The sequence below is a fragment of the Sphaerochaeta sp. genome (assembly GCA_022482495.1).
Taxonomy (GTDB): domain Bacteria; phylum Spirochaetota; class Spirochaetia; order Sphaerochaetales; family Sphaerochaetaceae; genus RUG023.
The window spans coordinates 92486-118444 of record JAKVPA010000004.1; the positions used below are offsets into that span (position 1 = coordinate 92486).

A 25959-nucleotide genomic window follows, 5' to 3' on the forward strand; every position below is an offset into this window, starting at 1 on the left:
CGATTCCTCTCTGCTGATATCCATAGCCGGGAACGTCTCCGAAGTACCTAGGCGTTCGGTCTGAATTTCAGATCAGTTCGCCGGTATGTTGGGGATGTCTTCCCCCGAAACAACACGTTTGGGATGTCTCTCTCCGCTGTATTGCATTGCAGTGGACGAAAAGGTCCCTTTTGGGAGACGAAATGGAAAACTTCGTCGGTTTCGGTTTATGGTTTCTTGGAATGGGGAAACAGCAACGTTTGCGGGGGAGTGTCGAGGAATGGTCGGTAGGATTCTCTTTGTCGGGAAAGATGACGGTACGTGTAAGGAGGTGGAACGGCTCTTTGGACGGACCGTGCAAGTCCGAAGGGCATGCGAGCGGGTTGAGATGGGGGAGGTGCTTCGAAAGGGGGCTTTCCCGGTATCGGCCGTCGTGCTTGATCTTCTCCATTCGATCGACGGATGGCGGAATATTCCCGATCAGATACGAGCTCTTGTGGGCTCTTCCTGCATCCCTATCATCGCGTTGGTAGGGGAGGAAGATGATGTTCTGCCGATCATACAGGCGGGAGCTTCTGCATTCATCAGGACTCCACGGGATTTGCCCTCGCTTCCTGGGATCGTCAACAACCTGCATACTACGGTCGCCACTGATTCCTCAATCCGCATTGACCGCCGTACCGGCCTGCTCAATCGGGAAACGTTCTTTTCCCTGGCAGAGGAAATGATCTTGTCAAAGCCTGCCGGATACTATGTTCTTTCCTGCCTGAATATCGACAGTTTCAAGGTCGTTAATGAGCAGTATGGGGAGGAGCGGGGCAATGAGGTGCTCTGGCATGTGGGGAAAGCCTTCTTTGCGTTCGTTGATCCCATCGGGGGGATCTGCTGCAGGTACTCCGCGGACAAGTTTTCCGCAATCTTTCCCGTATCGTTCCTGAAATCCCAGGAAATTCTCCAGTGTCACCAGAAAGCGGAGAATCCGCCGTGTCTGCCCAGTCGTATCCGTATCCGGATCGGTCGATGCATCATCGATGATCCGACGCTTCCCATCGGAAACATCTACAACCGCGCCGTCCTTGCCGAGGAATCACTGCATGGGCGCTATGACATCTCTATCGCCCAGTTCGAGCAATCGATGATGGATGATCTGCTGTACGAGCAGAAGATTGTCGCCCAGATGCATGACGCGCTTGCTGGCGGGCAGTTTGCGCCGTGGTACCAGCCGGTCTACAATCATGCGACCGGAGCGCTCATCGGTGCGGAAGCGCTGGTGCGCTGGCACCACCCGACCGAAGGGTTGATCCCTCCCAACAGGTTCATCCCTGCATTCGAGCGCAACGGCTTCATCTATGAGATGGACATCTCGGTCTGGCGACAGGTCTGCGAACAGTTGCGGCAGTGGATTGATCAGGGACGCAATCCGCTTCCCGTATCGGTGAATGTATCCCGTATCGATATTCTCAAACAGGATTTTGTCTCGGTGCTGACCGGTCTGATCGACCAATACCGTCTCCCCATCGAGCTGTTGCGCCTGGAAATTACGGAATCTGCCTTTTCCCAGTATCCCGAACGGATCACCGCCGTCATCAGGCAACTGGTTGAGATCGGATTCACCGTTGAGACCGACGACTTTGGTTCCGGCTATTAATCATTGAACAGCCTCAAGGATGTTCCGGTCCAGGTGGTGAAGCTTGATATGAGGTTCCTGGGGGACGTGGGGAATACCCCGACGGGGAGGAAGCATCCTGGAATCCGTCGTACGTATGGTGAAATGGCTCGACATGGCGGTCATCGCAGAAGGCGTGGAAACGCTTGAGCAGGCTGATTATCTGAAGTCGATCGGTTGTTTCTATGTGCAGGGATATTTCTATGCCAGGCCGATGACTTCTCAAGACTATGAGAAACGCTTCATCGGAAGTTCGAGTGAGCGGACGTTGGAATGCATCCGGACCGTACGGAATCTTCGTACCCAGTTCCTTCTGGGATCCGGATAGTCTGGATTCCTTCATCTTCAACAACTACCTTGGTGGGGCGTGCATTCTCGAGGTCCGCGGAGCGCGGGTCGAAGTGCTCAGGGCCAACGATAAGTATCGGCAGGTAATCGGAACGACCGGAATTGCCATCGACGACGCCCTACGGGTCGACTGGGCGATGTTCATGGATGCAGAGAGCAGGTCCAGATTTTTTCCTGCCCTCCAACGTTCCGTGGAAACCGGTGACGAGATTGGCGGGGAATATCAGTTCCTTGACCTCCCTGGATGCGCCCATCAGGTGTTCCTGCATGTGAGCATCCGGGCGATCGCCACCAGCCGGGAACGCATTCTGGTCTACTGCATGGTGGAAAACACGACCAATCTGCACATTGCCCAGCAACGGGAACAGGAGATCACCCATCAGATGGGAGAGATCCTCCGTAATATGGACGGAGGCGTAGCCGCGACCACGTTTGTCGATGGGAAACTGAACTACCTGTATGTGAATGAGCAGTATCATGGGATGCTGGGGTTTACGAAGGAGCAGTTTGAGCAGGAACTTCCCAACGGACTGCGTGATCTCGTGGAACCCTCCTTCCTTCCCCAGTTGCAGCAAGCGATCGCCACAAGCGAGCATGCCGGAATTCCTGTCTCCATTGAATTCCGCGCGCGCACCCGTGAGGGAAGATACCTCTGGCTTCATGGCAGCGGCATGAGCTGTATCTTCGATGGGATCGAGGTACCGGTCCATGTCTCCGTCATCATCGATATTACCCGACAGAAGGAGGAGGCCGAACAGTTCCGCTTTCTCAATGAACTATAGTTCCCTGTAAAAAATTCTAACTACCAACCAAAACAGAGACGACCAACTTTGCGCATAACCGCCAGGGTTGGTTTTTTCTTCGTTGTTTGCCCTTTTCCCCTCATATCCCCTTGCTCTCCATGACGAAATGCTGTAGTATGTAATTAGAATATTTAATATGTAATTACAAGGGGTTCGCCATGTACATAGGCTATGACGTGAAGGGCGGGATCAGATATGCGAAGCTGTGCGTCTCCGAACGGGTTGGCGGAAAAGTGAGGACGACCCAGAAGAGCCTCGGCCGTGTGCTCGACGAGGGGAAGCACATCTACCAGAGCAGGGAGCGCGGCGTCTTCACCTATGACCTGGCAACGGGGGAATACGGGAAGCCGGACCCGTCCGACATCCCGAGCGTGAGGAGGTGGAACCACAGGGAGAGCCTGATACTCGATTTCGGGGACGCCTACCTCATCGACAAGGTCATCGACGGTTTCGGACTCTACAAGGCGACCGACGCCATGGACTACGGCAACAACGACTCCGTCCGGGCGATGCTCATGTTCTACATCCTCAGCCAGTCCGCCAACTGTTATGCCCAGGACTGGTACGAGGGGAGCTACGCCAGGATCCTTTTCCCGAAGGCCAACCTCGAGAGCCAGAGGATAAGCGACATCCTCTCCGCCATCGGCGACGAATGGTCGTACAGGGAATTCTTCAAGGAATATGTTTGCCTATAGCTTTTGATACAAAGAAACGAAACTCTGAACAGGTGAAACGAAACCCTGAGTAGTGAAACGAAACTCGGAAGGGTGTCACATTTTGGTTTTTAAACTAAATAGTTTACTTTATTTCTAGAACTTCTTTTGAAATATGCTTTCTTTTTGTGTTTCGCAGAAATTGTTCTATAGGGAATTTATAACAAGAAGAAAAGGAGTCAACTATAAACAATGAGTAATCCAAGAAAAAGATTAGACTTTTTCCTCGCAGTACTTCTCTCCTCTGGTCAAGAGGATAAAAAGAGTGCGTATGAGTTTGTTCATTGTTGCGACCATAGCCTTTCGATGAGGAAAGCCTTCCTCTCGTTTTTTGTGGTAGTACGCCTTGAAGACAGGGTTCCAATTGATGCTACCCTGAGCCATGAGGTAGACATACTTCCTGAGGCTGGCGTTGCCACGCTTGGTGATGTGCCCATGCCTCTCGCTCTCTCCGGACTGGTAGATGCTTGGATCCGTTCCCATGAACGCGATGAGCTTCTGGTAGGTGGCGAAGCGGCTGATGTCCTCTACCTCTGCCATGAACTGGGCTGCGGTAATCGGGCCGATGCCCGGCATGGAGGAAACGATGTCGACCGCTTCCTTATGGAGGCTGTTCTCGATGTCCAGGAGAGACTTGGTAAGTGCCTCTGTATGGTACCGTGTAAATACCTGAAATGGTAGTGACCTTTTCCCTATTCTGGTTGTGAAGAAGAAAGGGACACTTGCAACAGTAGTCCCATCGCATCTACCTTCTTGTCAGCTAAAACGACAAGGAGATCAACCGGAGTATGTTGAAAATGTCCCAGATAGAGAATATCAAGAACATGTGGAGAGAAGGAAGCAGCATAGCTGAAATCAGGGAGGTTACCGAGCTGGATCGGAAAACAATCAGCAAGTACATCCAACAGGAAGATTTCAGCAAAGAACCTGAACAGTATGCAAAGGACATCAGGCCGAGCAAGTTGGATCCGTACAAACCAGTCATTGACGACCTACTGGAAAAGCAGAGCGAGTATTATCACAAGCAGCGATTCACAGCCACGAGAATGCATGAATATTTGGTCAAGGAATGCGGGGCGAAGGAACTGGAACACTCCTACATCCTGGTTCGCAAATACATGAAAGCATGGAAGAACGGGAGAAGACGCAACAACGGTCCCGGTACATTGAAGCTGGTTTGGTATCCAGGTGAGGCCCAGGTAGATTTCGGTCAGGCCGATTTCATCGACACCGACGGCAGCTATGTACGCAAGCATTATCTGGTGATTTCCTTCCCCTACAGCAATATGGCCGTCTATGAGATTCTACCCGGGGAGAACGGGGAGTGTGTATGCCAAGGCCTGCTGGACTTCTTCATGTATCTGGGCGGGGTTCCCTACAACATTGTATTCGACAACGCAACCGGGATTGCAAAACGGTATGCAAACATCATCCAGCAATCGGAACTCTTCACCAGGTTCAGGCTTCACTACGGTTTTATCGCACGATTTGCGAACATACATGCCGGATATGAAAAGGGCTGCGTCGAGAACAAAGTGGGCGCGCTACGGCGCAATCTTCTGGCCCCTCCGATGAAGCTTGCATACCCGATTCAGCAATTCAACAAGGAAGTGATGATTCCTCAATCCTTTGCCTTCCGTGCAGACGAGTTGCATTACGAGAAAGGAATCACCGGCACGGAGCTGTTCGAACTGGACAGGAAAGCCTTGGGCCCCTTGCCGAAGAATACCTTCCACGTTGCCAGGATCGAGTCCATGAGGACGAACGGAACAGGCAGTTTGACCCTGGAGTCCAACCACACCTATGTACTTGGGCCTGAACGATCCAATGATTCGGTGCTGGTCTCAAAGGGAGCTTGGGAGATTTCCGTCTACACCAGGGACGGCGCATTCATCAAGACTTTTCCCAGAGCCTACGGCAAGGAGCCTACCACCACGTATGACATCGAGGCAATGCTTTCCGCCAGCATCTACAAGCCCAACGCATGGATGAACAGCCCTGTCAGGGATGTGATGGAGGACGGGGGTTTCAAGCAATATCTTGATGAAATTGATAGTGCCGGACGCAGGAGAGGCCTGTACATGCTCAATGAATGCGCGGAACGCTATGGTTTCGGAATTGCCTCCGTAGCGGCAAACCGGTTGTGCAAGGATGGCAAGGTCCCTTCCAAGGAAGACTTGATAGTACTATGCAACAGATTGGTATCCTTTCCTATCGAGGCGAGCGACAATGCTACCAACGTGAGCCTCGGTGCCTACGATGCATTGCTGAATAAGGCCAGAGGTACTGTATCATGATTGCAACCCAGAAGAAACAGGGATTGCTGACTGCATCCCTGTCCACTCAGTTGAGACAGTTCTTCTTCTCCCAGGAAGGCATTCGGGATGCCATCGAGACCGGAACCCCGAAACAGTTGGAGTACCTGGACAGGCTGCTGGGAGCGGAACTGCAACGGCGGGCGGAAACCAGGAAGTCCCGGATGGTGCAGCATGCAGGCTTTCCGAGCATTAAGAGCATCGACGACTATGATTTCTCCCATACACGGTTCCCCGCCCTGATGGGCAAGGACGAAGTGCTGTCCCTTGAATTCATCACCCAACGGCGCACCCTGATATTTTATGGAATTTGTGGCAGCGGAAAGACGATGCTCTCGGTCGCATTGGGCATTATGGCATGCAACCAAGGGTATAAGGTGAAGTTCATGACCATGAGCCAGCTAATTGCCCGCCTGGTAAAGGCACGTTCGGAGGAGCTTCTGGAACGGACCTTGCTGGAGCTGAAGAAACTCGATCTTTTGATCATCGATGAATGGGGGTATTGCCAGATTAGCCGTGAGGATGCCCAGCTCCTGTTCAGGGTGATAGCAGACAGTTATGAGACGAAGTCATTGATCGTCACTACCAATCTTCCATTCAGTGAATGGGGGAAACTGATGACCGACGAACAACTGGCTACTGCAATCATTGACAGGTTGGTGCACTACGGACATCTCATAGATACCGGCTCGAAAGACTGGAGACTTGAGCATTCCCTGATGAGGGACCAGGTGGTAAAGATTTCCAAGGAAAAGGAGACAAAAAAGATATAGAAAATTGAGACCTGTTCTGATGAAAACCAAAATAGGGAAATCTCACTATCATTTGGGGGTGCGGACGTTTTCTTGGACGATTCAGATTACGATACCCAGGCTTTTTCGGTAAGCCATGGGACTCCTGTTGCCCAATGAAACCTTGATTCTGGAATTGTTATACCATACAAGATATCCTTCAAGGATGTCCATGAACCGTTCCCTGCTGACTCCTTTCCAATCCCTCCCGTAAAACATCTCGTTCTTCAGCCTTCCGAAGAATCCCTCGCAAGCCGAGTTGTCCGGCGAGCATCCCTTCTTTGACATTGACCGAACAAGTCCTGCTTCGTTCATGCGCTGGATCCAGCCTGGCCACCGGTAATGGCAACCGCGGTCGGAATGGATGATCGGATGTTCTCCAGCCTTCAGGCATCCCGTCGCGCAGTCGAGCATTCCATTGACGAGTCCGGCGTCGGGGGAGACGCCCATCGCCCAACCGTTCACCATGCCATCGAAACAGTCGATGATTGGTGAAAGATACACCTTGCCGGCAGGAATGGAGAATTCCGTAATATCGGTCAGCCACTTCTCGTTGGGCCTGCCGGCATGGAAGTCCCTCTTGATGAGATTCTCCACTCCTGGGGATATCTCTCCCATGTACGAGTTGTATCGTTGTTTCCGTTTCACCGGCCTGGCTACATGTTCCTCGGCCATGATCCGCCTTACGACTTTCTCGGATACCAGGATCCCCTCGCTGGCAAGGATGGCATGTGTCCGGCGGTATCCATAACATCCATAGTTGCTCGTGGAGATGGCCCTGATCCTGATGCGGAGTTTGACATACTTATCTCGAGTCCTGGCCTTCCTTTGGTAATAATACGTGCTCCTGCACAGGGCCAATGCGGACAGTATCTCCTGCAAGGGAAACTCGTTCCTCAGGGCATCCACCAGAATGATCTTCTTGCCGTTCGGCAACATGTCCGGTGCGATGCCCACCGCTTTTTTTAGCAAGGCCTGTGTCCCTTCCAATATCGCCACGTTGAGTTCGAGCCGGTGCTTCTTGAGCTCCAGTTCCCCAATCTCTTCTGCCAGTGCGGCGACATCCTTGGTGTCCTTTGGCGTCTGGTCCTTCATCTCGGATTCCTCCTTTTGCGCGGGCAGCATCCTGCGCTTGAGGACGTAGAGATGCGACCTGCTCACCTCGTGCTCGTCCGCAACCGTTTGGGCCGTTCCCTCGCGTTCGCAGAGGTCCCCGACCATTTCCGCCTGCTTCCGATAGGGCAATGCTATTCCTGTCCTGCGGATTTTCCTAGCCCCGGGTGCCAGCTCGTCTATCCAGGAAACAAGGATCTCATGGGAAGGGTATCCCATCTTCCGGATTGTGCCTTTCAGGCTCTTGCCATGCCCCAGATAATAGTCCACCGCATCCATCTTCTGGACCTGGGAATACTTCGTGAGCTTCGGCTGGAAAGGTATCCCTGTCTTTTCCTCCTCAAGACGGTCCTCATACCAACTGTACAGTGATTTCCTGTCAGGATACCCAAGTTCCCTTGTCACTGCCGATGCGTGCAGGTCGTACCGTATGTACAGGTCAACCGCTTCCTTTCTCTGTTCTTTTGAATACACCTTCTTCCCGCCATTCTTGTCCAACTTTTTGTCCGCATCCCCTTTTATCCTTTTTTACTTGACCAAACACAAGTGCCTCGTCACGAGTAGAGCATTCCACCACTTTCTTGGCGCTGTCCTTAACCAGGACACCATGGGAGGCGACTCCTATGGACGTGTCTGCAAGCTCCCTGATCCTGGAGATGGTTGCCGCATGGCTGCGTCTGCCTCTGACAACACAGAGAGCGGACTCAAGTTCTTCATCGCTGGCTTCAAGGACTTCCTTGGCACATCCGAAGCGGCAGAGAAAGCCCAGCATGGATTTGGTAAATACATCCAGCCCAAGGAGTTCGGGAAATGCGACGGAGAGGTCCCCCTTGAGGATGGTCTTTGCTTTGGCAAGCTCCTCGGCATTCTGCTCTCTTCTTCTGGCAAAGACTTTGCTTTGCGTGTCCATGTTCGTCCCTCCCCAAGGAAGCCTCACGGAAGGATCCGCTGCATACATGGCGATGGCCATGGCGTCAAGCTTGTCAGTCTTGGTCTTGCGGATCGTTATTCCCTTCTGATGCTGCTTGATAAGCATCGGGTTTATGATAAGAGCCTTCCTGCCGTGATTCAAGAGCCAGTTGTACAACGGAAGGTGCTACTTGCCCGTGGACTCCATGACAAAAACGTCGGATTCGGCAACGCAGTGAGAAGCAATGAAAGCCTCGAATCCTTTGCTGTCCATAGTGAACTCATTGTTGGTGGAAACGAACCCTCTGCTGCCAAGAACCGCATAGTTGGCAGACCTGCTCGCTACATCAATTCCTACGATACTCATGAAACAACCTCCAGGTTAAGAAATGGATCCCCTTTTCCAATCTCCCGCGTGAATGAAGCTCCGTGGCTTAATCAACCGATAGGGAAAACCGGGACCGAGGACAGACTCCTTTCGAAGTTCAAAGACTTAGATAATATGAGGTCCTCTGTCCCAGAAATATATCACTTTAGTTCTCCTTATGGAGAGCATATCACCCAATACAACACCTATTATATGGTGAATTATTCTTAGGAGGTTGTCTATGGACATTAAGGAATATTTGAGTCAGGCCTTTTATCTGAACAAGCAGATCAAGGCAAAGGAAAAGAGATTGGAATGGCTCAGGGACATTGCTCCCGGTCCTTCCATGAGATTCAGTGAGGAAGCCAAGGTACCGGGCAACCCTAGGGCTTCTGCTGTCGAGAATGCAGCCATCAAGGTTGTTGCTCTCGAGGAGGAGATTGCGACCGATATCCTTAGACTTGTTGATGTGGTCAAGGATATCGAGAAGACCATTAGCAGAGTCGATTCCATAGAGTGCAGGACAATCCTTGAGTGCAGGTACCTCGGCTATATGTCATGGGAGGAGATTATCGCAAGGATGGGGTATGCTAGAAGCTATGTCTTCAAATTGCATGGAAAAGCATTACGCATGATTCATATTTGAAAAGCGGGCATCCTGCCCGCCTTCCTTTATGCTAGTAAATACTCCATTCTCCAGTTTTTCTATAAGAACTGAAATAATAAGAATAAATATTATAGCCAACTCTCTGGTTTACGCCATCACAAGCAAGAAAGAACCTAACTTTGATACTTGACCCATTTTCCGATTCAAATTCCTTAAGTTGGAAAACTTTCGAAAGACTTTGAGCATAAGAATTGATTTCAGATTTTCTGTATGAATCATCACCTATCAGGAATCGTTGAGGAACCAATACTTCTAGCATCACATCTATTTGTTTAGTTGGTTCGTAGTTGTAAGTCTCTTTAAGAAGAACAAGTTCGGTTCCACTCATTGCTGTTTGAAGAGCTTTTTTCATAGAACTTATTTTCTCTTCAATTTTTGCTTCTTTTGCCGCTTCAGCTTCAATGGCATCTAAATCCTTTAACTCCTTTGGTTTTGGAGGTTCTGGTTCTTGTTCTTGATGCTCAAGCAGGTACTCTGCAAGGGAAAGTGCATCCTTATCTAGTTTCTGCTGCTGTTCCAGTGCCAGGATTTTCTCAGCATCCGATACTTCTTTGTTATATGGGCGTTTAAGGGTAATCTGCTGGTCACCACCTATGGTACCCGTAATATCAATAACCTCCCAACCATGCTGTCCAAGGACATCCAGACTTTTCTCTATGCTTTTTGCTTCCTGAACATCTGAACGAATTCCTTCATCGAGGTAGGCGAGAGCACGAACATTGTAGTCTGAAAAATAAGACTTACCAAAAGAAACCACCATGTATTCCCATTTCTCCGAACTAGCAAAAACAGTTGCTAAGGAACAAGCAATCAAAAGAACGAAAATTAATTTTTTTTTCATTTTTCTCTCCTAGTTCTTAGCTTAGCGCTTTTTAACGTTGTTTTCAAAAGAATTGGAAAGAAAAAGGAGACAAAAGGAGACTTGAAGATACTTCTTGACATTAGATACACTATAATTACAAGGAACCCGGCGAAAGAGAGTCGGGTCTTTCTATTGGAGTTCAAATGAGTAGAGGAATGCCAGTGGCAGTAACATTCAGGGATAGTGTAGGCTCCAGGATTAAAGGAATAGGAAACGGGTAAAAATCCCAGGAATGAATTGCCACATTGAAGGAAGGATCATAGAATTAAACGACTTCAATGAGGAGAAAAAATTGAAGGGGGGTCTGTACTTTGGACGGTGCGGCCCCCCCTCAACGCAACCTAATGCCCGTACAGTGTGGACTGTCCATCGAAGAATTTCAAGAGGAAAAGATGTCCGGAGCATACCGGACGGAACTGCTTGCGCGCTGCCGTCCGGCCCGCTGTCCTTCCTGCGGCGAATACGGCCGGATGCACGGCCATGGGTTCGTCCGCCGCTATGCCATCATCCCTGACGGGACGACCCTCACACTTCTCGTGCCGGTATACAGATGCGCCCAGTGCGGGCGGCACATCCGGGTGCTTCCCCATGAAATGCACAACGGCTGCTGCCATGTGGCCCGGACCATCGTCAGCCTGCTTTCCCACAGGATCCGCACCGGCCACCACAAACGTTGCATGGTGCCGCGTTTCCTCCAGCACGCATGGTGGACCCGTTTCCTCATGAGGGTCCAGGATGCGGCGCTGGTGATGGACAATCTCCAGGGCGCTCTGGATTCCCTTCCGCCCTTTTCCCTCCTGTACCGGAAAACCTACCGGAGCGTGTACCAGGATGAGCCGCCGCCGTCCCGGCGTGCATCCCCACGGATTCTGCCTCTGGTGGTCTGCCTCGGCCATGGGTGACACTTTCCCCGCACGCATGTGCGAAGGAGAAGACACCATGGCGTTGACCAAGGAGGAAGAGAAGGCGCTCTTCCGCTTCAACATCATCTTCCCGCTGCAGAACCTCAGCGGGAAGGACGGCTCCCTGTCGGCGAAGATACGGGAGATATGCTCGAGGGAATATCGCATCCCCCATTCCAAGAAGACGACCATCTCCCCGGGTACGGTGTGGAAATGGCTCCGCGCCTACCAGAAGACGGGCACCATCGACAGCCTCGCCCCGGCCCACCGGAGCGACCGTGGCAGGAGAAGATCAATCTCCGGGGAGACGGAGGATGCGCTGCTGCAGCGGTGGAAGGCGAATCCGGAGAAACCGCTGACCACCATCGTGAAGGAGATGGAGCGTGACGGCGTCTTCGGACCGGAAGACCGTGCGGGCATGGCCACCATCTATACGATCATCAACAGGGAGAAGAACGGCTGGGACCCGAAACAGCAGGACCGGAGGGCGTACCGCGCCCCGTCCATCAATGACATGTGGCAGTCCGACGCGCTCCACGGCCCCATGGCCGTGATGCCCGACGGCAGCCGCCGCACCGCCATCCTGTTCGTCTGCATCGACAACAAAAGCCGCCTGGTGTGCCATGCCGCATGGTATGGTGACGAGAGCGCGGACAGCTACCTTGACTGCCTGTGGCAGGCTTTCCGCCTGCGAGGACTTCCCAAGACGGTGTTCGTCGACAACGGGGCGTCCTTCCGTGACGACCGTCTCCGGCTGGGGTGCGCCCAGCTGGGGGTCCACCTCATCTTCGCACGGCCCTATTCCCCAGCCTCGAAGGGTGTGGTGGAGCGCTGGAACCGCACGGTAAGGCAACAGTTCCTCTCCATGCTCCCCCGCGAGCCGCTGACGGTCACCGAGCTGAACATCCGCTTCGCACGATGGATCGACGAGTACAACCACCGGCCCCACATGACGCTGGACGGAATCTCGCCCCTGCAGTGTTATCTGGGGGAGCTCAAGGCCATCCGGCCGGCGCCCGACAACCTGCCCCTGTATTTCCGCAGGCAGGACACCCGTCTGGTCAACGCCGACAGGACCATCCGTTTCCAGGGAAATCTGCTCGAGGTCCCCATCGGCTACGCCGGCAGGAAGATCGAGATACGCTGGTTCGGCGACGACCCCCTGCACACCTGCGAGGGGTTCTTCAACGGGGCTTCCATCGGACTTCTCCGGCCGGTTGACCGGACGGCGAACTATTTCGCCCGCCGTTCCCAAGGGGGTGTGCGATGAGCCCGTCCACCCAGCGGAACGCCAACGTCCCCATGACCCAGTTCTTTGAACTCCGCCGCCAGCCGTTCCCCCAGACGCTCCATCCCAAGGAGATGTACGCGCTGCCCCAGATGGAGGCCGTCAGCGGCATGACCGAGTTCGCCTTCCAGAACAGCATGTTCTACGCCATCATCGGCGCGGTCGGATGCGGCAAGTCAAGCGCCTTGCGCTTCGCCTGTGACCGGCTCGCCCAGCACCAGGCGATGGTGCTGGAGGTAGTCGGTGGCATCTGGTCCTTCACCGAGTTCCTCCGCCAGATCCTCGCCGCCCTGGGCATCGAGTTCAAGCCCTACCAGCCGTCGGTCATGGTCAGACTCATCCAGGAACGGCTCATCGCCATCCAGAATGACGGCAAGAAGTGCATTCTCATCGTCGACGAGGCGCATCTGCTGCGCGGCGATGTGTACGCCCAGCTTCACATTCTCTCCCAGCATCCGGAGGCGAAGCGTCCGCTTTTCTCCCTGATGCTCTGCGGGCAGGAGGAGCTCGCCGAGAAACTCTCCTATCCCCAGGCAAGGCCCCTGATGAGCAGGATCGCCGAAGGCTTCTACATGCAGCCGCTTGGCAGGGATGACTTCGACGGGTACATCGGCCACCACATGCGCCTCGCCGGCGCGAAAGGGCAGGTATTCGACGCCATGGCCCTCGACGCACTCTGGCAGTGCTCCAACGGGAACCTCCGTTCCATCGGAAACCACGCCCTTTCCGCGCTCCAGTATGCCGCCAACACGGACTGCCGCATGGTGACCGCGGAATGCGTACGCAAATCCCAGCGGGCGCTCTGGGGCCAGCCGGTACAGCCCGTGACGGACCCGTCAGCCATGGTGCAGGCCAGACCCGGATGGTAGAGCGGACCGTTTGATCATCATCCCAGCCCCGGTGCCGGTTGGCCGCCGGGGCTTCACTTTCCCCTCGCTTGTCCGTTTATTCCTGGAAGATAGCGCCCCTGTTTATTCTTACGAAAACCCGTGCCTGTTTATTTCTCAATTCGCATGTCCGAATAATGTTCGACTCTACACTGGCCATCAGATTCGCCAACTCGGCGGTCATGGAAATCCGCAAGTTTGCACAGTGCCTGACAAGGAATGCGGTGGAGATTCTTAACTACTTCCAGACCCTGAGGACCAATGCAATCCTGGAGGGGTTCAACTCGAAGATAAGCATCATCAAGAGCCGTGCGAGAGGCTTCAGGAACATGAGGAACTTCATGAACATGATCTACTTCGTCTGTGGAGAATTGTCTCTCCCCCTGCAGCCAATCATGTAGAGCTACCCACTATAAACAGCGAAAGGCCACGAGTGAATAGAAATCTTCCGGGAAAATGAGTAGATATGTGGAATGGGACGAAATAGAGTATTCTGATGAATTTGGAGACAAATCGAGAGACTCTACCGTGGCTATCATGGGCTTGTCATACTGATTAACAAGGACAATTTCTGGCATGAAAGTGGTGAAAAAAAGGCCGGCTGACAGCCTGATAATGTTGTGAGGGAAATTAATCTTGCAAGTATTATTTTCTTCATACATCATACCTTGATTTTATAGTTTGCCGGTGAGTATTTGTTGACCAGAGGTAAAAACAATGGAAGAGACAACTCATTTTGAAACCCTCAGTAATGGAGTATTTGCAACATTGTCGTTCTTTGAGAGATGGCGTATGTTTTTTTCTGTGAACAGGACAATACCATGTTTGGATAAGTCGGATGGGAAGATGCGGAGGCAAGAAAGCTCCATGATGCTCGTATGATTCTTGGATTGTTTGAGACGAAGTATGCCCCATCGGTGTGTGACCTCCTGTTGCTGGGAGGGGAAATCAACAAAAGGTATTGGTGTGGGAGATGTACGGTCTCCCGTTTTTCATCTGCAACGGAAAGGACTTGTAATCGGAAGTTCTGTGTAATGTGCATGAAGTTCCGAATGGAGGTTGCCTTTGGCGGAATCGTGTGATAGTATGTATTCGGAAGTTTTGTGTAAATGTGCATAATTTCCGAATGAGGTCTTGGATGATCTGTACCAGAGAAAGCTATATCGACGCATTGAAACAAAGCAGGTTCAACGGGTTGGTCAAAGTACTTACCGGTATCAGACGGTGCGGGAAGAGCTTTCTTTTGTTCAAGCTCTATCATGATTTTCTGATTTCGGAAGGAGTCAAGGAAGATCACATCATCATGATCGCTCTTGATCGGATAGAGAATGAACGTCTTTGTGACCCGCATGAGCTCTATCAGGCCATCATGCAGAGGATCATCCATACGGATCAACCATATTATGTGTTCATCGATGAGGCCCAATATGCCATTTCCAAGGAGGAACTGGCAGTGAAGGACAAACCGTTTGGGCTGTATGGTGTGCTCAACAGCCTGCTGCGGATGCAGAATGTGGACGTGTATGTGACGGGAAGCAACTCACGGTTTCTCTCCACCGATGTGATGACCGAATTTCGGGGAAGAGGGGATGTGATCCCTGTGTATCCGTTACGCTTTTCGGAATTCTTTTCGTGCGTTGGAGGCGACAAGGCTGATGCCTATGAAAGCTATGCCCTGTATGGAGGCATGCCGTATGTACTCAATCTGGATCAAAACGAAAAGAAGCAACGGTATCTCTCCGGATTATTTGAGGAGATTTACTTCAAAGACATTGTGGAACGATATGGAATCAAGTACCAAGCCGCGCTTGGCATGATCACCGACGCGCTCTGTTCTTCCATCGGCTCCCTGACCAATGCAAGCAAAATCTCCCGGACATTGACCAGCGCATTGGGGAAGCGCATCGATGCAGAAACCGTTTCATCGTATCTCAGGTATCTGTCCGATTCGTTCCTGTTCTGCGAAGTGAAACGGTATGATGTGAAAGGAAAACGATATTTTCAGTATCCGAGCAAGTATTTCTGTACCGATGTGGGGCTGCGGAACGCCAGACTCAACTTCCGCCAGCAGGAAGAAAGTCATCTGATGGAAAACATCATTTTCAATGAATTGGTCGCACGGGGCTACCATGTGGATGTTGGTGTGGTCAACCATTCTGAGAAGGGGGCGGACGGAAAACAGGTGAGAAAGAACCTTGAGGTTGACTTTGTGGTCAATTTGGGGATGGACCGCCTGTATATCCAGTCCGCTCTGTCCGTCGACGACGAAAAGAAAAAACTCCAGGAAAAGCGATCATTGCTGGCGATCCGTGATGGGTTTCGGAAAGTCATCATTACAAAAACCCGGGCAAAACCGTGGCTGGATGAAGATGGGATTCTCCGGCTTGGACTGTACGATTTTCTCCTGGATCAAAACAGTTTGCGGAGTTGGTGATTCTGTCTCCTCCTAGGATTTTGGGGAATGGGATGGATTGGGGGAAAAGCGCACCGTTTTTCAGGATGCGTTTCTGCTGGTGCTGAAGATCCGCTTCGCCTGGGTGGCGAACAGGATGGCAGTGAAAGTGACGGCAAGGATGTCGGCGATCGGTTCGGCAAGGAATACCGCGGTGGTTTTGTCTTTGGCAAGGAGGTGAGGGAGCAGGTAGATCAACGGAATGAGCAGCACCAGCTTGCGAACCGACGCGACGATGATGGATTCCTTGGTCCGGCCCAGGGAGACGAACGTCGTCTGGCATGCCATCTGGATGCCGATCAAGCCAAGGCCTCCGAAGTAGATCCGCGCGGCGCGTTTGGTGAATGCCGTCAACGCGGGATCGGTGGTGAAGATACCGGTGAACAGTCCGGGAAACAGCTGTACCACCGCCCAGAACCCCATCGACCAGAGCAGGCTGGTCCGTAGCAACAGATGGAACGTCCGTTTTACCCGGGGAATATTGCCGGCGCCATAGTTGAAACTCATGATCGGCTGGGCGCCTTGTCCGACTCCCTGCAGGGGAAGCACAAGGAACAGATTGACGCTGGAGATGATTGTCATCGCCCCCACGGCGATATCCCCACCGTAACGGAGCAGGGAGCTGTTGAAACAGACCATCAAGGCACTTTCCGTCACCTGCATGACGAAGGTGGACAGACCGAGGGCCAGCGAGGGAAGGATGACGGAAGCCTGGAGCGGCAGGTTGCGTGACGTAAGGTGGAGTTCCGTCCGCTTCCCCCTGAGAAACTTCATGATCCAGAAGGTGGAAAGGGCCTGGGAGAGAACGGTGGCCCAAGCCGCCCCCCGCACCCCCATGTGGAAGACGAAGATGAACAGCGGGTCGAGCAGACAATTGGAGACGGCTCCGATCACCACGGAGAGCATGCCGGTGGTGGTGTATCCTTGCGCGATGATGAAAGCGTTCATCCCCAGCGTCAGCTGGACGAAGACCGTTCCCCATGCGTAGATGGAAAGGTACGCCTGGGCGTACGGCATGGTGTTGCCGCTTGCGCCGAACAGCGTGAGGATTGCATTCCCCCGCCATTGGAGCAGGATGGTGAGGATGACGGAAATGAACAGCAGGACGGTGCAGGATTGCCCCATCACCCGCTCAGCGTCCTCTCTCCGACCTTGGCCGAGCAGCATGGATGCTTTGGGCGCGCCACCACTGCCCACCAAGGCCGCGAACGCCGCGATCACCATCAGGGCCGGCATGCAGACGCCAACTCCCGTCAAGGCGAGCGGACCTTCGTTTGGGATGTGGCCGATGTAGATCCGGTCAACCACGTTGTACAGCATGTTGATCAACTGGGCCGTCACTGTGGGAACGGCCAGGCGGAACAGCAGGGGACCGACCGGCGCGGTGGCCAGGAACTTTGAGTCATGGTTCGTCATCTGGAACACGATACCCCCGCCGGGAGGTTTGGACAATCCTGTCCGTGCTCATTTGTACGGATTGACTTCGCTTTTCTTCAGGATCTTTGTTTGGTCGAATCCCAGCTTGGAGAGGGTTTTCATCACTGTTTCCAGCTGGTACTGGGGAACCCAACGGGCAGACAGGCGAACCAGACCACCGTCCAGGAAGCTCTGCGTACGGCCTCAGTCCTGCTTGTCGCATCTGCTCGTAACGAACCAGCGCGGTGGAAGGGGAAGAGAACGCCCCTACCTGCAGCAGATACCATCCGGTGTCCCCCGCCCGGTTGTATTTGGACTCCGGCACTTCCGGTTCATAGACGATGGTGAGCGTCACCGGTGAGATGCCCGCCTCCAGCATGCCGATCGCCTGGGCCGCCTTCGGAGTCAGGTCGATGATCCTTCCCTCGACGAACGGACCACGGTCGTTGATCTTCACTTCAACGCTTTTGCCGTTCTTGGTGTTGGTCACCTTGACGATGGTGCCGAACTTCAGCGTCTTGTGGGCTGCGGTGAGCGCCTGGGGGTCGAATGCCTCGCCGTTGGCGGTAAGGCTCTCGCTGTTGTCCGAGGTGTACCAGGAGGCGATTCCGGACAGTTCGTCATCCTCGGCGGCAAGCACCGGGAAGAGGGCAAGACAGATCAGCGTAACGATACACAGAAGGCGTTTCATGCCTCAAGTATACGCCCCCGCCATTTGAAATTGCAACAGTTGTGTGTTTCCTTTTCATTCACTATACTACGGGTACTATGAGCGACAAGAACGAACAGAATGCGATGCATTGGGCGGATGTGTATGCCGATAAGATCATTCGCGAGAAGGGTGACAAGGAGTTGTACACCTGCGCGAGCGGCATCACTCCGTCCGGCACGGTACATATCGGGAACTTCCGGGAGATCATCTCGGTTGATCTGATCGTCAGGGCCCTTCGGGAACGGGGCAAGAAGGTGCGGTTCATCTACAGCTGGGACGACTATGATGTGTTCCGCAAAGTACCGAAGAACATGCCCCAGCCGGAGCTGTTGGAGCAGTATCTGCGCTTCCCCATCACCATGGTGCCCGATACCACCAAGCGGGCGGACAACTATGCCCGTGGAAACGAGTTGGACGTGGAGCAGGTGCTTCCCGAAGTAGGCATTTTCCCGGAGTACCTGTATCAGGCCCAGCGGTACCGCAGTGGCATGTACGCCGAGGGGATCCGCAAGGCGCTGGAGAACCGGGACGCCATCAAGAAAATCCTGGACGAGTTCCGCACCGAGCCGCTTCCCGATGACTGGTATCCCGTCTCCGTCTTCTCTTCGTTCACCAACAAGGACGACACCAAGGTGATCGGCTGGGACGGGCAGTGGGGCCTGACCTACCGGGACGAGGATGTGGGCAAGGAAGAGACCATCGACCTGCGCACCACACCCAACGCCAAACTCCCCTGGCGGGTTGACTGGCCGATGCGCTGGAGCCGGGAACACGTCGATTTCGAGCCGGCCGGCAAGGACCACCACAGCGAAGGCGGGTCGTTCGATACCTCCCGGAAGATCGTCGAGTTGTTCGGCTGGCACGCTCCGGTGTCGTTCCAGTATGATTTCATCTCCATCAAGGGGCATGGCGGAAAGATCTCTTCGTCCAGCGGGGACGTCATTTCCCTGCCGGATGTCCTGGACATCTACACGCCGCAACTGACCCGCTATCTGTTCGCCTGCACCGTACCCAACCGGGAATTCGCCATCAGTTTCGATTTGGATGTACTGAAGCTGTACGAGGATTACGACAACTGCGAACGGATTTATTTCGGCGTGCTTCCCGTCAGCGAGAAGCGCAGGGCGTATGAGAAACGGATCTACGAGCTTTCGCAGATCAGCGAGGACGTGCCGAAGATGATCGGCTACCAGGTGCCGTTCCGCCATCTGTGCAACCTGCTGCAGATCCACGAGCTGGATGTGGCAGAGACGATCGCGTCGCTGTCCGACGTCAAGCCGGAGCAGATGGATCGCTTGGTTGCCAAGGCGACCTGCGCCAAGCATTGGCTGGAAAAGTACGCCCCGGAGGATTTCCGTTTCCACCTGGCCACGTTGGACCAGGAGAACGTGGCGCTGGGGCCACAGGAACAGAAGGCGGTCGCCGCGCTGGCCAAGGTGGTGGAGGCGATGGATGACATTTCCCCGGATGAGTTCTCCACCCGGATGTACGCCTGCGCCAAGGACAATGACCTGCAGACTCCTGATTTCTTCAAGGCAGTCTACCAGGTGTTGATCGCCAAAGACCGTGGACCGAAGCTTGCCGATTTCATCCATTCCTGCGGGAAAGCCAAGGTCCTTCCCATTTTGCAGAGGTATTGCTGATGAAAGTATTGATGTTGAACGGCAGCCCCCATGAGAAGGGGTGCACCTTCACCGCGATGAGCGAGGTGGAGTCGTCATTGAAGAAGGCGGGGATCGAGACGGTGTGGTTCCACATCGGAAACACCGGGGATTCGTTCTCGCCCGATCGGATCAAAGCGTGCGGACACTTGATGGAAACTTGTGACGGCCTGGTGGTCGGTTCTCCCGTCCACTATGCCGCCTGCACCGGTGTCTGCTCGGCGTTTCTTGACCGGTTGTTTTCCGAGTTCGGCTCGGCGATGCGCCTGAAGCCGGCATGCTGCGTCGTCTCCTGCAGACGGGGCGGAGCCAGCGCGACGTTTGATGAGCTGAACAAGTATTTCACCATCAGCCAGATGCCGGTGGTCTCCTCCCAGTACTGGAACAGCGTCCATGGCAACACGCCGGACGAGGTTCGTCAGGACAAGGAAGGGATGCAGGTGATGCGGGTGCTGGGCGCCAACATGGCGTGGCTGCTCTCCTCCATCGCCAAGGCGGATCTTCCCAAACCGGTGGAAGAGAAGAAGGAACGTACCAACTTCATCCGGTGACGGATTGGTGGTTGGCAAGAAGGCCGGACGGAGACGCCCGGCTTTTTTTGTTACAGGATCCTGCTGAGGATCTGGTCGTTCTTCCGCCACTTGGGCTGGGCTTTGACTCTGAGATCCAACTGGAGTTTCCTGCCGGGGAAGATTCCTTTGATCTCCTTGAACGCCGCCACGCGGATATCACGGATGTTCCGGCCGCCTGCGCCGATGACGATGCCTTTCTGGCTGTCCGTCTCCACCACGATGAACGCCCGGATCCAGATGGTGTTGGTCTCTTCCTGGTTTTCCAGGTCGGCCAATTCCACATAGATGGCGTGGGGGATTTCCTGGGTGACGGTGGCGATGGCTTTCTCCCGGATGATCTCGGTGATCCGGAATTCCAGGCTCTGGTCGGTCCGTTCGTCTTCCGGATAGAGCAGTTTCCCCTTCCTTGGCCAGGTCGAACAAGGCGATGAGGATTTCATCGACGCCGTTGTCCTCCTTGGCCGATGCATGGAGTCGTTTGGCCTGGGGGAGGTTGGTGGTGAGGAAGGATTCGGCTTCCAGCATTTCCATGCCGCTTGCGATATCGCTTTTGTTCAGCACGGCGACCACCGGTGTCTTGATCGCGCCCAACAGATGGGCGATGGCAAGCTCCTCTTCCCCTCCCTTGCGGGTGGGGTCGATGACGTACAGGACGATGTCCGTTTCCTCAAGGCTCGCCTTGGCCGTCTCCTGAAGCTTCAGGTTGAGCTTCTGTTCGGAGAGGTGGTAGCCCGGGGTGTCGGTGAAGATCAACTGGCCTCGTTGGTCGGTGTAGATTCCTCGGATGGCGTTGCGGGTCGTCTGCGGAGTCGCTGCGGTGATGGAGACTTTCATTTCGCAGATCGTGTTGACCAGCGTGCTCTTTCCTGATGACGGTCGTCCGATGACGGCCACGGTGGCGCATTTCATGCTTTCCCCTCCCATATCCCGTTGAGTATAGTTGTCCCCACGTCCCTTTTCAATTATACTTCCACAGGAAGGAACAACAAATGGCTGAAGAACAAGAAAAGAAAGCCCCTGTACAGGATCCATCGTTGGGGGAAAAATTGCTGAAGACCCGTTCCGTCGTGGTCAGCGGAGAGATCAACAAGGACAGCGCCGATGCGTTCATCAAACAACTGTTGGTGCTGGACAGTGAGGGAGACGGGAAGATCACCGTGTTCATCAACAGCCCCGGCGGGGACGTGGATGCCGGTTTCGCCATGTTCGACACCGTCCGGTTCATCGCTTCCCCCGTGGTGATGGTCGGCTGTGGCTTGGTCGCTTCGGCCGCGTCGCTCCTGTACGTCGCCGTTCCCCGGGAGCGGCGGTTCGCGTTCCCCAATTCCACCTATCTGATCCATCAGCCGATGAGCGGGATGAAGGGAGTCGCCACGGACATCCAGATCCATGCCGCCCAGTTGGAACGGCTTCGGACCAAGCTTGATCATCTGATCGCCGAACAGACCGGAAAGGACATTTCCGTCGTCTCCAAGGATACCGAACGGGATCACTGGATGACCAGCGAAGAGGCCCTGACCTATGGTTTGGTAGGACACATCATCACAAGCAGGTCGGAACTGGCCTGAGTCCATGCCGTTCACCAAATATCTCAGCGAGACCGAGAAGCAGTACGGCCGCAGGTGCATGGTCATTGAGGAGAGCATCAACGGGATCGCGTTCCCGCTCCTCGGCGACACGTTGGTCTACCTGCTGGCCGTTGCGTTCCAAGCGGGGAACTTCGCGCTGGGATACATCTCCTCGGCGGCATACATCGGCGGCATCGTGCTGCCGATCGTCCCGCTGATCTTCCAGGGAAAGAACCAGATCAAATGCCAGGCGTTCGCCTGGTACGCCCGTTCCCTCTGCTCGCTGGGGTACCTTGCCGTCCTGTTTCTCAATCCTCAGTGGGCGCGCATCGTCCTGCTGGTGGTCTTCACGTTGTTCTGCGTGTTCCGGATGATCGGGATCGCGTTCAACGACTTTACCGTCAAGAGCATCTCATCCGTCTCCAACCGGGGGCGTGTCGTCTCCGAGGTGAACATCGCCTACCAGCTTTCCTCCATGTTCTTTCGTTTGATCACCAGCGTGGTGCTGACCCTGCAGTTTTTCGCCACCGTGCTGGGCATGGTCAGCCTGCAGATGTTCGGCGTGGCGGCCAACCTGGTCTCCTCCCGGTTCGTCGGAAAGATTCCGTGCCGCAGTACGGTGCAGTACACCAAAGGCCATGGCGTCACCTATCAGGTGCGTGCCTCGATGCGGAATCCTTCGCTGCGCCGCCGCCTGTTCCTGCGGTGGTTCTCCACCGTGGCGATCATCGTATTCAACATGACCGTGCCGTATCTCAGGGTGGTGCTTCACCTCTCCTCCAGCTGGGTAATGTTCTATTCGGTCACCCTGGGGCTGGCCGTGGTGTGTGCCGGCCTTGCCACCAAGGATCTGGCCGACCGGATCGGTTCCAAACCGCTGGTCTTCATCTCTGGGGTGGCGTCGTTGTTCTGCCTGTTCCTCTGGGCGGTTTTTCCGGTGAACGTCGACCCTCTGTGGTACTATTTTCTGGGGTTCGTCACCAATTTCTTCCTTTCGTCGGTCAACCTGCTGGTGGTGCGCCTGATCGCCCAGGTGATGCCGGATGATGATGCCGTGCCGTTCAACGCCATGGTCAACTTCGTCATCGCCCTGTTCGCCTTGGCGGCCGGTTTCCTTTCCGGATTGATGGCCAATTTCTCCTCCTTGGCGGAGAACATATTCGTGCTGGGTGGCAAGAGCGCGGGGAACCCCTACACGTTGGTCTTTTTGTTCGCCATGGTGATGGATCTTGTGGTGGTGGTGATCTCCACCCGGCTTCAGGAGGTGGGGTCGTACAGCACCAAGGATGCCGCCGGGGTGGTCTTCTCCCTGCATGGGATCCAGGCCGTCTCGATGATCGAGCGATTGCAGAAGACCAAGGATCCGACCAAACGACGGGAACTGTTGCTTTCGTTGGGCAGCAACCTGAACAACCTGGCCACCAGCGAGCTGAGGGAAATCCTGGCCAATCCGTTTTCCCCGGATACGGAGGATGCCATCCGAAGCTTGGGGGAGAAGCCCCGGCCTGCGTTGCTGGACGATTTGATACGGATCGCCGAGGATGACGATTCCTACGTGCAGCTGAACGCCATCGGCGCGTTGGGGTCGTATCGTGGACCGAAAGCCCGTACCGCGCTGGAAGGACTTCTGGAAGGCCACTGGTCGTCGGTGCGCTCCATGGCCAGCCGTTCCCTGGCCCGCCAGAGCGGCGGGGATTCCCGGTATCTGGACATCATCACCAGGCTTTCCCTGAACACCCGTCACATCGATGAAGAGATCGACTATCTGATCGCCAAGCGGGAGATCGACAAGGAGGGGACGTTCTACCAGGATTTCTTCCTGTCCGTCACCCAACAGCGCAGCGCGACGTTCCGTCAGACCCGGTACGCCGTCCTCGCCAGTTTCCTGAAGTTCGGCTCCCCCCGGCTTGCCTACCTGTATGAGTTGATGAACAACGGGGACGTGGATGACTTCCTCTCCGATTTCCTCACTGACGCGCGGGATCTGTCCGCCATCGACCAGCACTACAACGATATCTTCGAGATGTTCGAGACGGAGAACTGGATGGATGTGCGTACCTTCTGCCTGTCTCTTCTGGATGATTGTGATGTCACGTATAATCCTCGGTTCGAGAACCTCAGAAAGGGACTCCTCAAGGCGCGGGAGATGGATATCGCCCTGTTTGACGTGCAGGACGCGCTTGCCGAACTGTACTTCTGTTATTCATTGGAAAAGAACTCCCATTCCGCCTGAACGACCAGCTGGGGGAATCCGGTGGTAGGGAATGCATGCGTCTGTTGCTGCTTGCCCTGTTTTGCTCCCTGTTCTTCTCCTGTGGCGCCGAAACCCCGGCGCCGCAGTTGTTCACCATCGTTTCGTACAACGTCCAGAATCTGATGGACGCCCATCTGGATGGAACGGAGTATTCCGAGTATACCCCGGATGGCGGGTGGACGGATGCCGCGTACAAGGCGCGCCTGTCCCGTCTTTCCCAGGTGCTTCGCACATCGGAAATCCGTGATGCCGACGTCCTGGTCCTCCAGGAGGTGGAACATCGGGGCGTAATGGAAGATCTGATGCGCCTCCATCTCTCCCGCTCTGGATGGACGTACTTTGCCGTGGTCAAGGATCCCTCCTCTCCGATCGGCATCGGCATCGCCAGCAAGGTTGAGCCGGAGTTCGTCCGCTCCCATCATGGGCACACTGGACGCCCGATACTGGAGGCTTCCTTTTCCGTGGGGGGGCAGCGGATCATCCTGTACGGGGTGCATGGCAAGAGCCAGATTGGGACGGATACGGAGGAGGCGAGGATTGACATGGCGCGGACCGTGGCGTCGGCGGCATCAGAGTGGAACGACGCGCTGGTGGTGGTCTGCGGGGATTTCAATGAGGATCCGGATGTCTCACGGACGGCAGGGGAGCAGACGGCGCTGGTGCTGCTGGATCTTCCTTCCACGGCGCTGTACACCCAAAACGGGTCGCTCCCCGTGACCGGCAACCGGAGCCGGGTTTCCGGGCCGGTGTGGTACAGTCCGTATCTGGATTCCTCATTGGATCTGGGGAAAGGCTCCTACGTCTACCAGTCCGTCTGGCACCGGTTCGACCAGATGCTGGGGCAGGGAGCGCTTTTTGACGGTAAAGGCTGGGATTTCCTGGATTTCTCCATTCTCTCCCAGCCTCTGGTGTGCAACGCTGATGGAACGCCGTTTGCCTGGGACAGGACGCTCCTGTCCGGCTACAGCGATCATTTCCCCATCAGGATTCGATTGATCGGGACTTAGACGCCTGCGGCGGGAACTTCAGTTCGTAGAAGATCTGCTCCAGTTCCAGCGCGATGTTGATGTTGTGGACGACCGGTACGCTGCCATCTTCCTGCTTTTCCGGTTTGAGGGTCACCGGGCTGAAGTTCAGCACGCCACGGACGCCGGCTTTCAGCAGACGGTCGTAGCTTTCCTGGGCTGCGATCTCCGGAACGGTGATGATCCCCACCTGGACCTTCAACGCGCTGACAATCTCTTCCAGACGGTTCAGAGAGTACATCGGGATCGGGCTGGATGCATCCGTATATACATTGGGATCGTTGTCGAATCCCGCGACGACTCGGATGCCATCCGGCTCGAACCCGGCGTAGTGCATCAACGCCTTTCCAATGCGTCCGCATCCGATGATGATGCAGTTCTGCGGTTTGCCTTTGCCCAGGATCTTGCCCAGCACGGCGACCAGTTCGGGGATCTCATACCCACCCCGTTTCTGTCCGTGGATGGACAATTGGGAGAAATCCTTGCGCACAATGGCGGGGCTGACGCCTGCGGCGTCGGCAAGGTTATGCGCAAACACTTTTTCGAGACCGATGGTCCGGAGTCTATTAAGGGCCCTGTAGTATCGGGTGATTCGTACAAGTTGCTCGTTATTCACGTTCTTGCCTCCTGTTTATGTGAATCATATTACATGAAACTGAAAAAACGGTCAATAAAATTCGAAGTTATTT

22 protein-coding genes and 2 pseudogenes are annotated in these 25959 nt (G+C 54.5%); 16 read left to right on the top strand and 8 right to left on the bottom strand.

Annotated elements, in window-relative coordinates; translation table 11 throughout:
• Window positions 1-703: 703 nt before the first annotated feature.
• From LKE28_05855 to LKE28_05865, 3 genes and pseudogenes are all read left to right on the top strand, one after another.
• Window positions 704-1973, top strand: a pseudogene (locus LKE28_05855) (GGDEF domain-containing phosphodiesterase).
• Entirely contained in the window at window positions 1903-2775 is an 873-nt protein-coding gene (locus tag LKE28_05860; protein ID MCH3907765.1) for a PAS domain-containing protein, read from the top strand. Before LKE28_05855 ends, LKE28_05860 begins: the two are co-directional and overlap by 71 nt.
• A 179-nt stretch (window positions 2776-2954) precedes the next feature.
• On the top strand, window positions 2955-3491 hold the full coding sequence (locus LKE28_05865) for a hypothetical protein (GenBank protein ID MCH3907766.1): 537 nt from the start codon (window positions 2955-2957) through the stop codon (window positions 3489-3491).
• 231 nt (window positions 3492-3722) lie between these two features.
• On the opposite strand, the gene LKE28_05870 is transcribed toward LKE28_05865, so the two are convergent.
• Window positions 3723-4085, bottom strand: a complete 363-nt coding sequence (locus LKE28_05870; GenBank protein ID MCH3907767.1) for a transposase — start codon at window positions 4083-4085, stop codon at window positions 3723-3725.
• A 212-nt stretch (window positions 4086-4297) separates the two neighbouring features.
• Here LKE28_05870 and istA point away from each other — a divergent pair, with 212 nt between their 5' ends.
• Together istA and istB are read left to right on the top strand one after the other, a co-directional pair.
• Window positions 4298-5806 (top strand): IS21 family transposase, encoded by a 1509-nt coding sequence (istA, locus tag LKE28_05875; GenBank protein ID MCH3907768.1) that lies wholly within the window; start codon window positions 4298-4300, stop codon window positions 5804-5806.
• Window positions 5803-6597, top strand: a complete 795-nt coding sequence (istB, locus tag LKE28_05880; protein ID MCH3907769.1) for an IS21-like element helper ATPase IstB — start codon at window positions 5803-5805, stop codon at window positions 6595-6597. The genes istA and istB overlap by 4 nt, the downstream gene beginning before the upstream one ends.
• Window positions 6598-6678: 81 nt before the next feature.
• Here istB and LKE28_05885 read toward each other — a convergent pair whose 3' ends face one another.
• The gene (locus LKE28_05885; GenBank protein MCH3907770.1) at window positions 6679-8202 is read right to left on the bottom strand and encodes an IS3 family transposase; all 1524 of its coding nucleotides are present in this window, start codon (window positions 8200-8202) and stop codon (window positions 6679-6681) included.
• Window positions 8168-8764 carry a hypothetical protein gene (locus tag LKE28_05890; protein ID MCH3907771.1) on the bottom strand — a complete coding sequence of 199 codons (597 nt, stop codon included), beginning with the start codon at window positions 8762-8764 and terminating at the stop codon, window positions 8168-8170. Before LKE28_05890 ends, LKE28_05885 begins: the two co-directional genes overlap by 35 nt.
• A 481-nt stretch (window positions 8765-9245) precedes the next feature.
• Between LKE28_05890 and LKE28_05895 the strand changes: the two genes are divergently transcribed.
• Window positions 9246-9650, top strand: coding sequence for a DUF1492 domain-containing protein (locus LKE28_05895; protein ID MCH3907772.1), 405 nt, complete (start codon window positions 9246-9248; stop codon window positions 9648-9650).
• A 31-nt stretch (window positions 9651-9681) separates the two neighbouring features.
• Here the strand turns inward: LKE28_05895 and LKE28_05900 are convergent, their stop codons facing one another.
• Complete coding sequence (locus LKE28_05900; protein ID MCH3907773.1) at window positions 9682-10512, bottom strand: hypothetical protein; 831 nt, start codon at window positions 10510-10512, stop codon at window positions 9682-9684.
• 413 nt (window positions 10513-10925) lie between these two features.
• Between LKE28_05900 and LKE28_05905 the strand changes: the two genes are divergently transcribed.
• The 5 genes from LKE28_05905 to LKE28_05925 all read left to right on the top strand — a co-directional run bounded on the left by LKE28_05905 (window position 10926) and on the right by LKE28_05925 (window position 16044).
• Window positions 10926-11435, top strand: coding sequence for a hypothetical protein (locus tag LKE28_05905; protein ID MCH3907774.1), 510 nt, complete (start codon window positions 10926-10928; stop codon window positions 11433-11435).
• Window positions 11436-11472: 37 nt separating this feature from the next.
• Window positions 11473-12705: a DDE-type integrase/transposase/recombinase gene (locus LKE28_05910; GenBank protein ID MCH3907775.1), complete on the top strand. Its 1233-nt coding sequence runs from the start codon at window positions 11473-11475 to the stop codon at window positions 12703-12705.
• Window positions 12702-13592: an AAA family ATPase gene (locus LKE28_05915; GenBank protein ID MCH3907776.1), complete on the top strand. Its 891-nt coding sequence runs from the start codon at window positions 12702-12704 to the stop codon at window positions 13590-13592. Before LKE28_05910 ends, LKE28_05915 begins: the two co-directional genes overlap by 4 nt.
• A gap of 155 nt (window positions 13593-13747) precedes the next feature.
• Window positions 13748-14011, top strand: coding sequence for a transposase (locus LKE28_05920; protein ID MCH3907777.1), 264 nt, complete (start codon window positions 13748-13750; stop codon window positions 14009-14011).
• Window positions 14012-14748: 737 nt separating this feature from the next.
• Window positions 14749-16044 carry an ATP-binding protein gene (locus LKE28_05925; GenBank protein ID MCH3907778.1) on the top strand — a complete coding sequence of 432 codons (1296 nt, stop codon included), beginning with the start codon at window positions 14749-14751 and terminating at the stop codon, window positions 16042-16044.
• Window positions 16045-16104: 60 nt separating this feature from the next.
• Here the strand turns inward: LKE28_05925 and LKE28_05930 are convergent, their stop codons facing one another.
• Window positions 16105-17478 (bottom strand): MATE family efflux transporter, encoded by a 1374-nt coding sequence (locus LKE28_05930; GenBank protein ID MCH3907779.1) that lies wholly within the window; start codon window positions 17476-17478, stop codon window positions 16105-16107.
• The gene (locus tag LKE28_05935; GenBank protein ID MCH3907780.1) at window positions 17465-18169 is read right to left on the bottom strand and encodes a septal ring lytic transglycosylase RlpA family protein; all 705 of its coding nucleotides are present in this window, start codon (window positions 18167-18169) and stop codon (window positions 17465-17467) included. Before LKE28_05935 ends, LKE28_05930 begins: the two co-directional genes overlap by 14 nt.
• Window positions 18170-18246: 77 nt before the next feature.
• Here LKE28_05935 and lysS point away from each other — a divergent pair, with 77 nt between their 5' ends.
• Both lysS and LKE28_05945 read left to right on the top strand, forming a co-directional pair.
• Complete coding sequence (gene lysS, locus LKE28_05940; protein ID MCH3907781.1) at window positions 18247-19833, top strand: lysine--tRNA ligase; 1587 nt, start codon at window positions 18247-18249, stop codon at window positions 19831-19833.
• Window positions 19833-20402, top strand: a complete 570-nt coding sequence (locus LKE28_05945; protein MCH3907782.1) for a flavodoxin family protein — start codon at window positions 19833-19835, stop codon at window positions 20400-20402. The genes lysS and LKE28_05945 overlap by 1 nt, the downstream gene beginning before the upstream one ends.
• A gap of 50 nt (window positions 20403-20452) precedes the next feature.
• On the opposite strand, the pseudogene era reads toward LKE28_05945, so the two are convergent.
• A pseudogene (gene era, locus LKE28_05950) lies at window positions 20453-21332 on the bottom strand (GTPase Era).
• An 80-nt stretch (window positions 21333-21412) separates the two neighbouring features.
• On the opposite strand from era, the gene LKE28_05955 reads away from it, so the two are divergent.
• From LKE28_05955 to LKE28_05965, 3 genes are read left to right on the top strand one after another with little or no spacing between them, the layout of a single operon-like run.
• Window positions 21413-21991: an ATP-dependent Clp protease proteolytic subunit gene (locus LKE28_05955; protein MCH3907783.1), complete on the top strand. Its 579-nt coding sequence runs from the start codon at window positions 21413-21415 to the stop codon at window positions 21989-21991.
• A gap of 4 nt (window positions 21992-21995) precedes the next feature.
• Window positions 21996-24224: an MFS transporter gene (locus LKE28_05960; GenBank protein ID MCH3907784.1), complete on the top strand. Its 2229-nt coding sequence runs from the start codon at window positions 21996-21998 to the stop codon at window positions 24222-24224.
• A 35-nt stretch (window positions 24225-24259) separates the two neighbouring features.
• Window positions 24260-25252: an endonuclease/exonuclease/phosphatase family protein gene (locus LKE28_05965; GenBank protein ID MCH3907785.1), complete on the top strand. Its 993-nt coding sequence runs from the start codon at window positions 24260-24262 to the stop codon at window positions 25250-25252.
• On the opposite strand, the gene LKE28_05970 is transcribed toward LKE28_05965, so the two are convergent.
• On the bottom strand, window positions 25227-25886 hold the full coding sequence (locus LKE28_05970; GenBank protein MCH3907786.1) for a redox-sensing transcriptional repressor Rex: 660 nt from the start codon (window positions 25884-25886) through the stop codon (window positions 25227-25229). The genes LKE28_05965 and LKE28_05970 overlap by 26 nt on opposite strands.
• Between the last annotated feature and the right edge of the window lie 73 nt (window positions 25887-25959).

Coding starts and splice junctions, on each gene's coding strand:
- LKE28_05865 (MCH3907766.1), top strand. CDS start 2,955: ATGTACATAGGCTATGACGTGAAGGGCGGGATCAGATATGCGAAGCTG.
- LKE28_05870 (MCH3907767.1), bottom strand. CDS start 4,085: ATGCCGGGCATCGGCCCGATTACCGCAGCCCAGTTCATGGCAGAGGTA.
- istA (MCH3907768.1), top strand. CDS start 4,298: ATGTTGAAAATGTCCCAGATAGAGAATATCAAGAACATGTGGAGAGAA.
- istB (MCH3907769.1), top strand. CDS start 5,803: ATGATTGCAACCCAGAAGAAACAGGGATTGCTGACTGCATCCCTGTCC.
- LKE28_05890 (MCH3907771.1), bottom strand. CDS start 8,764: ATGCTTATCAAGCAGCATCAGAAGGGAATAACGATCCGCAAGACCAAG.
- LKE28_05895 (MCH3907772.1), top strand. CDS start 9,246: ATGGACATTAAGGAATATTTGAGTCAGGCCTTTTATCTGAACAAGCAG.
- LKE28_05900 (MCH3907773.1), bottom strand. CDS start 10,512: ATGAAAAAAAAATTAATTTTCGTTCTTTTGATTGCTTGTTCCTTAGCA.
- LKE28_05905 (MCH3907774.1), top strand. CDS start 10,926: ATGTCCGGAGCATACCGGACGGAACTGCTTGCGCGCTGCCGTCCGGCC.
- LKE28_05910 (MCH3907775.1), top strand. CDS start 11,473: ATGGCGTTGACCAAGGAGGAAGAGAAGGCGCTCTTCCGCTTCAACATC.
- LKE28_05915 (MCH3907776.1), top strand. CDS start 12,702: ATGAGCCCGTCCACCCAGCGGAACGCCAACGTCCCCATGACCCAGTTC.
- LKE28_05920 (MCH3907777.1), top strand. CDS start 13,748: ATGTTCGACTCTACACTGGCCATCAGATTCGCCAACTCGGCGGTCATG.
- LKE28_05925 (MCH3907778.1), top strand. CDS start 14,749: ATGATCTGTACCAGAGAAAGCTATATCGACGCATTGAAACAAAGCAGG.
- LKE28_05930 (MCH3907779.1), bottom strand. CDS start 17,478: ATGACGAACCATGACTCAAAGTTCCTGGCCACCGCGCCGGTCGGTCCC.
- LKE28_05935 (MCH3907780.1), bottom strand. CDS start 18,169: ATGAAACGCCTTCTGTGTATCGTTACGCTGATCTGTCTTGCCCTCTTC.
- lysS (MCH3907781.1), top strand. CDS start 18,247: ATGAGCGACAAGAACGAACAGAATGCGATGCATTGGGCGGATGTGTAT.
- LKE28_05945 (MCH3907782.1), top strand. CDS start 19,833: ATGAAAGTATTGATGTTGAACGGCAGCCCCCATGAGAAGGGGTGCACC.
- LKE28_05955 (MCH3907783.1), top strand. CDS start 21,413: ATGGCTGAAGAACAAGAAAAGAAAGCCCCTGTACAGGATCCATCGTTG.
- LKE28_05960 (MCH3907784.1), top strand. CDS start 21,996: ATGCCGTTCACCAAATATCTCAGCGAGACCGAGAAGCAGTACGGCCGC.
- LKE28_05965 (MCH3907785.1), top strand. CDS start 24,260: ATGCGTCTGTTGCTGCTTGCCCTGTTTTGCTCCCTGTTCTTCTCCTGT.